This window comes from Methylobacterium sp. B1 (genome assembly GCF_000333255.1).
Lineage (GTDB): Bacteria > Pseudomonadota > Alphaproteobacteria > Rhizobiales > Beijerinckiaceae > Methylobacterium > Methylobacterium fujisawaense.
Map to the genome: position 1 here is coordinate 1 of NZ_BACT01000009.1, position 8,969 is coordinate 8,969.

Annotated in this window: 6 protein-coding genes; 5 read left to right on the plus strand and 1 reads right to left on the minus strand. The window is 68.5% G+C overall.

From position 1 onward, the window contains the following. Positions 1–25: 25 nt before the first annotated feature. Positions 26–2,437, minus strand: a complete 2,412-nt coding sequence (locus tag I53_RS00265; RefSeq protein ID WP_043345348.1) for a transglycosylase domain-containing protein — start codon at positions 2,435–2,437, stop codon at positions 26–28. Positions 2,438–2,593: 156 nt separating this feature from the next. Between I53_RS00265 and I53_RS00270 the strand changes: the two genes are divergently transcribed. From I53_RS00270 to gyrB, 5 genes are all read left to right on the plus strand, one after another. After that, entirely contained in the window at positions 2,594–4,261 is a 1,668-nt protein-coding gene (locus tag I53_RS00270; protein ID WP_043345339.1) for an alpha-amylase family protein, read from the plus strand. A gap of 67 nt (positions 4,262–4,328) precedes the next feature. Then, entirely contained in the window at positions 4,329–4,712 is a 384-nt protein-coding gene (locus I53_RS00275) for a hypothetical protein (RefSeq protein ID WP_043345342.1), read from the plus strand. 89 nt (positions 4,713–4,801) lie between these two features. Then, entirely contained in the window at positions 4,802–5,446 is a 645-nt protein-coding gene (locus tag I53_RS00280; RefSeq protein WP_043345343.1) for an MBL fold metallo-hydrolase, read from the plus strand. A gap of 8 nt (positions 5,447–5,454) precedes the next feature. After that, positions 5,455–6,417 carry an aldo/keto reductase gene (locus tag I53_RS00285; protein WP_043345345.1) on the plus strand — a complete coding sequence of 321 codons (963 nt, stop codon included), beginning with the start codon at positions 5,455–5,457 and terminating at the stop codon, positions 6,415–6,417. Positions 6,418–6,597: 180 nt separating this feature from the next. After that, positions 6,598–8,969: DNA topoisomerase (ATP-hydrolyzing) subunit B (gyrB, locus tag I53_RS00290; protein ID WP_043345347.1), on the plus strand; the 2,372-nt coding region annotated here is incomplete at its 3' end.

Here is an 8,969-nt window from a genome sequence, read left to right on the forward strand (position 1 = left end):
CAGCTCGGACCGGGGACCTCTAGAGTCACCACGCGTCGTTCTCGTTTTCGGAGGTTCCGGTCTTGCCGGCGACGTAGGCCGAGACCTTCGACAGCGCCGCCGCGGTGCCGTGCTGGGTCACCCCCTGCAGCATGGTCTTGAGCTGGTAGAAGGCGACCCGGTCCGCAGAGGCGATCCGCGCCGGCTCCTTGGCGGGATGCGTGTAGAGCGGCTTGCCGTCCCGCTCGACGGATTCGAGCGCGTAGGGGGCCGGACGCGCGCCCTCGTTGGCCACTGCCGCGTAGAAGCCCGCGAGGTCCAGCATCCGCACCGGCTGCGCGCCGAGGACGAAGGGATAGTAGGGCTCGCACTCGGCGTAGATCTGTGCCTCCAGGGCGATGTCGCAGACCCGTTTCAGGCTCGCCGGCGCCTTGGGCTCGATTCCACCCTGGAGCAGACGGGCGGTGACGAGGTTCTTGGAGAATTCGAGGCCGCGCCGCAGGGTGGTGGGGCCCGAACCGCCCCCCTCGTAGTTCTTCGGCGACCAGGAATCGCCGGTCCCGCCGATCGGCGGCAGGGTGACGGCGGAATCCATGACCAGGGTGTTGGGCTGCAGGCCGGCATTGAGCGCGGCGAGATAGGTCAGCGGCTTCAGGGTCGAGCCGGGCTGGCGCACCGTCTGGGTGACGCGGTTGAGCTGGCTCAGCGGGTAGGAGAAGCCGCCGGCCATCGCGAGGATCCGGCCGGTCTGGTTCTCAATCACCAGGGCCGCGCCCTGGACCGTAGGCCGGACGCGGATCTGCGCGCGCAGGCCGCCCTTGCCCGAGCCGACCTTCACGCGGATCACGTCGTAGAGCTGCAGCTTGCCCCGGGCGATGCCGGGGTCGAGGACGGCGGTCCGGCCATCGGCGAGGCCGACCTTCATGCCGCCGCGCCCGGTCTCCAGCACCACCGCCATCGGCCAGTGCACGTCGTAGAGCACCGGGCGGGCGCTCTCGAGCGCCAGAAGCCAGGCCGGCTTCTTCTGCGGGACCGCCGCGACCTTCTCGCCACGACGCGCCTTGGCGTCCGCCTTGGCGTCCATCTTGGCATCCGCCTTGGGCGCATCCGTTCGCGCTCCCGTCACCGCGGGCGCCGCCTGGGTCGCCCCCTCCGGTGCAGGAGTCGCGGCCTGGATCCTGCGGACGCTGTCGGCGAGGTTGAGTTCGGGCCCCGCGAAGACCTGACGGCCCGTGGAGCGCTCGTAATTGGCGAGCCCGTCCTGGAGAGCCTCCTCGACGGAGCGCTGCAGGCCCGCATTGATCGTCGAGCGGACGGTCAGCGACCCGGAGGTCAGGGAATCCACCCCCGCGAAGGTGCGGGCCTCCCGATTGAGGAAATCCACCACGTAGAAGCCGGAATCGCGCCGCGCGGTTTCGATCGGCTTCAGCCCGAGATCGGACTTGATCGCCGCGCTCATCTCGGCCTCGGAAATCGCGCCCTCTTCCTTGAGGCGGGCGAGCACGTAGGCGCGCCGCTCCCGCGCCCGGTCCGGATACTTGTCGGGGCTGTAGAAATTCGGCCCCTTGGGCATGCCGGCGAGGAGCGCAGCCTCCGGCAGGGTGAGCTGCCCCACCGGCTTCCCGAAATAGCTCTGCGCCGCCATCTCGATGCCGTAGGCGCCCCGGCCGAGATAGATGCCGTTGAGATAGAGCCCGAGAATCTGCGGCTTCGAGAGGATCCGCTCCAGCCGCGACGCGACGATCATCTCGCGGATCTTGCGCTCGTAGGTGACGTCGTCGCCGACCGAGAGGTTCTTGACCACCTGCTGGGTGATGGTCGAACCACCCGCCGGACGTCCCGGCGAGGCTAGATTGGCGATGAAGGCGCGGATCACGCCGCGCTCGTCGATGCCGTGATGGGTCTCGAAGCGCTTGTCCTCGGCGGCGATGAAGGCCTTCTGCACCAGCGTCGGAACCGCCGTGATCGGCACGACGATGCGGCGCCCGTTCGGCTCGGAGGCCTCGGCGAAGGGCTTGCCGGCGCCGTCGAGGATCCGGGTCATGCCGGGGAGCGCCTTGTCGCGCAGGGCCTCGGCGCTGGGCAGGTCCTTGGTGGCGTTGTCGTAGAACTCGATCACTGCCTTGGCGTCGAAGGGCGAGTTCGCCGGGTTCTCGCCTTTGCAGAACTGCTTGTAGCTCGTGTTCAGCTCGTTCAGGTCGAGCCCGTGCAGGATCTTCGGGGCGGCCGGCCCGGCGACGGTGGACGGATCCTCCATCGCGGTGGTGATCAGCTCGTCGAGGTTGATGTCCTCGATGTCGAAGGCCTTGCGCATGTGGGCGCAGCCGTCGCGCAGCAGGCGCACAACCTCGGGCCCATCGGTGGCTGGATCGAACTGCGTCCGGACCGCCTCCGGCCGGGTCGTGACCTGGCTCAGGGTCAGGGCTGTCGCGAACAGCTTGATCAGGATGGCGTTCATACGGGCCGGGTTCGGGGGACGCGACGGGGCGGGCGCGGACCTTTCGGGAGCGCGCCTGAACAGGGCGTGCACAACGCGGCTGATTTAAGGAGACGCCGCACGGCAACGCTTTGATGGGGTCCCACGTTCGTGAGGCGCGACGACGCCGGTGGGGCCATGATCAACGACCTGTGGTACAAGAACGCCATCATCTATTGCCTGTCGGTCGGCACCTTCATGGATGCCAACGGCGACGGGATCGGCGACTTCGCTGGGCTCGAGCGCCGGCTCGACTACATCCAGGGCCTGGGCGCCACCGCGGTGTGGCTGATGCCCTTCCAGCCGTCGCCCAAGAAGGATGGCGGCTACGACATCGCCGACTATTACGGCGTCGACCCCGATTACGGCTCGCTCGGTGACTTCGTCGCCTTCACCCACGCGGCCAAGCAGCGGGGGCTGCGGGTGCTGATCGACCTCGTGGTCAACCACACCTCGGACCAGCACCCGTGGTTCCAGTCGGCCCGCTCCGACCCGGATTCGCCCTATCGCGACTGGTACGTCTGGTCGAAGGAGCGCCCCGCGAGCGCCGACGAGGGCATGGTTTTCCCCGGCGTGCAGGAGACCACCTGGACCTACGATGCGAAGGCCAAGGCGTGGTATTTCCACCGCTTCTTCAACTTCCAGCCGGATCTCAACACCGCCAATCCCGAGGTGCTGGCCGAGATCCTCAAGATCATGGGTTTCTGGATCCAGCTGGGCGTCTCCGGCTTCCGCATGGATGCCGTGCCGTTCGTCATCGCCGAGAAGGGGGCCGATGTCGGCGGCAAGCCCCGCGAGCAGTTCGAGATGCTGCGCGACCTGCGCGAGTTCCTGCAATGGCGGCAGGGCGACGCCATCATCCTGGCCGAGGCCAACATCCTGCCGAACCAGGACATGGATTATTTCGGCGACGACGCCGACCGCATGCACATGATGTTCAACTTCCAGGTCAATCAGGCGACCTTCTACGCCCTTGCGGCCCATGATGCGCGCCCGCTGGTCAAGGCGATCGAGCGGACGAAGCCGCGCCCGCTCTCCTGCCAATGGGGCATCTTCCTGCGGAACCACGACGAGCTGGACCTGGGACGCCTGACGGGCAAGCAGCGTCAGAGCGTGTTCGACGCCTTCGGGCCCGAGAAGGGGATGCAGCTCTACGACCGCGGCATCCGCCGCCGCTTCGCACCGATGCTGGCCGGCGATCCCCGCCGCATCCGGCTGGCCTATTCGCTGATGTTCACCCTGCCGGGGACGCCAGTTCTGCGTTACGGCGACGAGATCGGCATGGGCGACGAGCTTGCGCTCAAGGAGCGAGACTGCGCTCGCACGCCGATGCAGTGGACCAGCGAGTATCAGGGCGGCTTCTCCACGGCCGACCGCACGGTGATTCCGCTGATCGACCACGGGCCCTACGGCTACGCGCACGTGAACGTCGCCGACCAGCGCCACGAGGCCGACTCGCTGCTCAACTGGATGCAGAGCATGATCCGGCAGCGCAAGGAGGCGCCGGAGATCGGCTGGGGCGACGTGGTCCCGATGGAGACCGGGCGTCCCTCGGTGCTGGCGCTCCGCTACGACTGGCGCGGCAACGCCATCCTGTGTGTCCACAATCTGGCGCCGGAGCCCGTCGAGGTCGCCATGGCATCCGGCGTGGAGGATTCCGAACACGACATCCTCGTCGATGTGCTGACCGGCAGCCGCAGCGAGGTCGGCGAAGACGGACGGCACTGCCTGTTCCTGGAAGGCTACGGCTACCACTGGTTCCGGGTCGGGGGCCTCGACGCGCTGTTGAAGCGGCGGCCGGCGTGAGGAAAACCGGCGCCCGGCTCGCCCTCGGCCGGCGAAGACGGTAGGACACGCCTGAGCAAGGTGTAGCATGGCCCGGACGAAGCATTATCCCTCGGACGCGACGATCGCCGACATCCTGCCGGATCTCGCCGACGCTGAAGACTACCTGCGCGAGGTGCTGGTCACCATGAGGCTGTGCCAGAAGCATTACGGCGACGCCTCGGTGCGGATCGGCGTGACCGGCCGGTCGCCGACGCCGTCCTACCGGATCGACCGGCCGGACGAGACGGCGCGGGACGACGGTGCCGTCGAGGCGGGCAGGACCTTGTTCGGAGCCTATGGCGGCCGGTCCCACGACCGGTTCACGCAGGTCAACACCGCGGAGACCCGCTGGAGCTCGCGGGCGCTCGGCATGGCGGAGATGCTGGCGCTTCACGACGGCCTGCGTCGCCCCAGGGGCGACGCGGCCTGAGCGTGCCGCACAGGGTGCCGCCCACCGGCGTTCTGCGCTAGACTGCGGCAGAGGGCGTCCGGAGCGGCGCTGCCTACACGCGGGACGACATGCCAGGTACGCCACGCGCCGGGATCATCCCGGTCACACCCTTCCAGCAGAACTGCACCCTGATCTGGGACGACACGACCAAGGTCGGCGCCGTGGTGGATCCCGGCGGCGATCTCGATCGGATCGAGGCGGCCATCCGCGAGCAGGGCGTCACCGTCGAGAAGATCCTGCTGACCCACGGTCATGTCGACCACGCCGCCGGCGCCGACGAGCTGCGCGAGCGCCTCGGCGTTCCGATCGAGGGGCCGCACCAGGCGGACAAGTTCCTGCTGGATTCCCTGCCCGAGACCGCCGCCAATTACGGCCTCGGCGCGGCCCGGCCCGTCACGCCCGACCGCTGGCTCGACGAGGGCGATGGCGTGACGGTCGGCGGTCTCGGCTTCGACATCCTTCACTGCCCCGGGCACTCGCCCGGCAGCGTCGTGTTCGTGAGCCGGGACGCGCGGTTCGCCCTGGTCGGCGACGTGGTGTTCAAGGGCTCGGTCGGCCGCACCGACCTGCCGGGCGGCAACCACGAGCAGCTGATCCGGGCCATCAAGGACAAGGTCCTGCCGCTGGGCGACGACATCGCCTTCATCCCGGGCCATGGCCCGACGAGCACGCTCGGCGAGGAGCGTGTCTCAAATCCCTTCCTGCAGGACTGACCGACATCATGGACAAGCGCCGCATCGGCCGCTCCGACCTGACGGTCGCGCCGTTCTGCCTGGGCGGCAACGTCTTCGGCTGGACCGCCGACGAGGCGACCGCCTTCGCGATCCTCGACCGGTTCGTGGAGAGCGGCTTCGATTTCATCGACACCGCCGACGTCTATTCGCGCTGGGCCCCCGGCCATGTCGGCGGGGAATCCGAGACGGTGATCGGACGATGGCTGGCCAGCCGTCCGGGCGTCCGGGACAGGATCGTGCTGGCGACCAAGGTCGGGATGGACATGGGCGAGGCCGGCAAGGGTCTCTCGGCGGCCCATATCGAGCGGGCCTGCGAGGCCTCGCTGCGGCGGCTGCGGATCGACCGGATCGACCTCTACCAGTCCCATGTCGACGATACCGACGTGCCCCTGGACGAGACCCTGCGGGCCCATGAGCGCCTGATCGCGGCGGGCAAGGTCCGCGCGATCGGCGCCTCGAACTACAGCGCGGCGCGGCTCAAGGAGGCACTGACGATCGCCGCCTCCGCGGGGCTGCCACGCTACGAATGCCTCCAGCCGGATTACAGCCTCGCCCAGCGCGGCTACGAGGCCGAGCTGGAGCCGCTCTGCCGGGCCGAACAGATCGGCGTCATCGGCTACTTCTCGCTGGCCGCGGGCTTCCTCACCGGCAAGTACCGCAGCGCCCAGGACGCGACGGGACGGGCCCGTGAGAACCGCGTCGCCAAGTACCTCAACCCGCGCGGTCTCGCGCTGCTGAACGTGCTCGATTCGGTCGCGCAGACGCACGGTGCCAGCCCGGCCCAGGTGGCGCTTGCCTGGATCATCGCCCGCCCCGGCATCACGGCGCCCATCGCCAGCGCGACCTCGGTGGCGCAACTCGACGAGCTCCTCGGCGCCGTGCGGCTGACCCTTTCGCCGGAGGCGATCGGCCGCCTCGACACGGCGAGCGCGGGCGGCATCGAGGGCTAACGCGGCGTTAAGCGGCGAGCGTCACAAAAGGCTTCGGGACGGGCCCGCCGCGGGCCCGTAAAATCGTGCAATCTCAACGCGGAACCCCTATATCAGGCGGATCAAGCGAGAGTTCAGGCGCGGGCACCCGACGGCGCATCTGCCACCGACGCGATCAGGCCCGCCTGCCCGAGGAAGTTCATGGCCGACACCCCCCAGACCGAGCCTGCCGATTACGGCGCGGAATCCATCCGCGTGCTGAAGGGCCTCGACGCCGTCCGCAAGCGGCCCGGCATGTATATCGGCGATACCGATGACGGCTCCGGCCTCCACCACATGGTCTACGAGGTCGTGGACAACGCCATCGACGAGGCGCTGGCGGGCCATGCCGATCTCGTCACCGTCACCCTCAACGCCGACGGATCCTGCACCGTCTCCGATAACGGGCGCGGCATCCCGGTGGACATCCACAAGGAGGAGGGTGTCTCGGCAGCCGAGGTCATCATGACCCAGCTGCACGCCGGCGGTAAGTTCGACCAGAATTCCTACAAGGTTTCCGGCGGCCTGCACGGCGTCGGCGTGTCGGTGGTGAATGCCCTGTCGTCGTGGCTTCGCCTGCGCATCTGGCGCAACGACAAGGAGCACGCGATGGAGTTCCGCCACGGCGACGCCGTGGCGCCCCTGGAGGTCGTCGGGCCCGGCAACGGTCGGCGCGGGACGGAAGTCAGCTTCCTGCCCTCCACCGAAACCTTCACGATGATCGAGTTCGATTACGGGACGCTGGAAAAGCGCCTGCGTGAACTCGCCTTCCTCAATTCCGGCGTGCGGATCGTCCTGACCGATGCCCGCCATGCCGAGAAGAAGCGCGAGGAGCTGTACTACGAAGGCGGCATCGAGGCCTTCGTCCGGTATCTCGACCGCTCCCGCAAGCCGATCGACGGCATGACCAGCCCGGTGGTCGTCAGTTCCGAGCGCGACGGGATCCGCGTCGAGGTCGCGTTCTGGTGGAACGACTCGTTCAACGAGACCGTGCTGCCTTTCACCAACAACATCCCGCAGCGGGATGGCGGCACCCATATGGCCGGCTTCCGGGCGGCCCTGACCCGGCAGGTCACCGGCTATGCCGAATCCAGCGGCATCGCCAAGAAGGAGAAGGTGTCGCTCACCGGCGAGGATTGCCGCGAGGGCCTCACCGCCGTCATCTCCGTGCAGGTGCCGGACCCGAAATTCTCGTCGCAGACCAAGGACAAGCTCGTCTCGTCCGAGGTCCGGCCCGCGGTCGAGAACGTCCTCAACGAAGGTCTGTCGACCTGGCTCGAGGAGAATCCGAGCCAGGCGCGGTCGGTCATGGCCAAGGTGGTCCTGGCGGCCTCGGCGCGCGAGGCCGCCCGCAAGGCTCGCGAGACCGTGACCCGCAAGGGCGCCCTCGACATCGCATCGCTGCCCGGCAAGCTCGCCGATTGCCAGGAGCGCGACCCGACGAAGTGCGAGATCCTTCTGGTTGAGGGTGATTCCGCCGGCGGCTCGGCCAAGCAGGGCCGCGACCGGACTTTCCAGGCGGTGCTGCCGCTGCGCGGCAAGATCCTGAACGTCGAGCGCGTCCGCGCCGACCGGATGCTGTCCTCGGCCGAGATCGGCACGCTGATCACGGCGCTCGGCGCCGGGATCGGGCGCTCCTCGACCGACCGCGAGGGCTTCAACCCGGAAAAGCTCCGCTACCACCGCATCATCATCATGACCGATGCGGACGTGGACGGCTCGCACATCCGGACGCTGCTTCTGACCTTCTTCTTCCGGCAGATGCCGGAATTGATCGACCGCGGCCATCTCTACATCGCGCAACCGCCGCTCTACAAAGCGGAGCGCGGCCGGAAGGCGATCTACCTGAAGGATGAGCGCGCCCTCGAGGATTACCTGATCGACCAGGGGACCGACGGGGCGATCCTGCGCCTCTCCACCGGTGCGGAATTCGCCGGGCCTCAGCTCAAGAGCCTCGTCGAGGAGGCGCGGACCTTCCGCAACATCCTGCAGGGCCTGCACACGCGCTACGACCGCGCCGTGGTCGAGCAGGCGGTGCTGGCCGGCGCCTTCGACCCCGAGGCGGCCTCGCGGACCGGCGAGGCCGAGGTGCTGGCCGACCTGACCGCCCGCCGGCTCGACGCCATCGCGGACGAGATCGAGCGCGGCTGGCAGGGCGAATCCTTCGAGGGCGGTTATCGCCTCAGCCGGACGCTGCGCGGCGTCCGGCAGGTGTCGACCCTCGATCTCGGCCTGATCACCTCGCAGGAAGCCCGGCGCCTGTCCGAGCGGGCCGACGCCTTCCGGGAAATCTATGGCGAACCCGCCACCCTGATGCGTAAGTCCGACGAGACCGTGCTGCACGGGCCCGTCGCGCTGTTCGAGGCGGTGATGGCGTTTGGCCGGAAAGGCCTGCAGCTCCAGCGCTACAAGGGCCTCGGTGAGATGACCGCCCAGCAGCTCTGGGAGACCACCCTGGATCGCGACGTGCGCTCCTTGCTGCAGGTCAAGGTGAAGGACGTGACCGACGCTGACGACCTGTTCGTGAAGCTGAT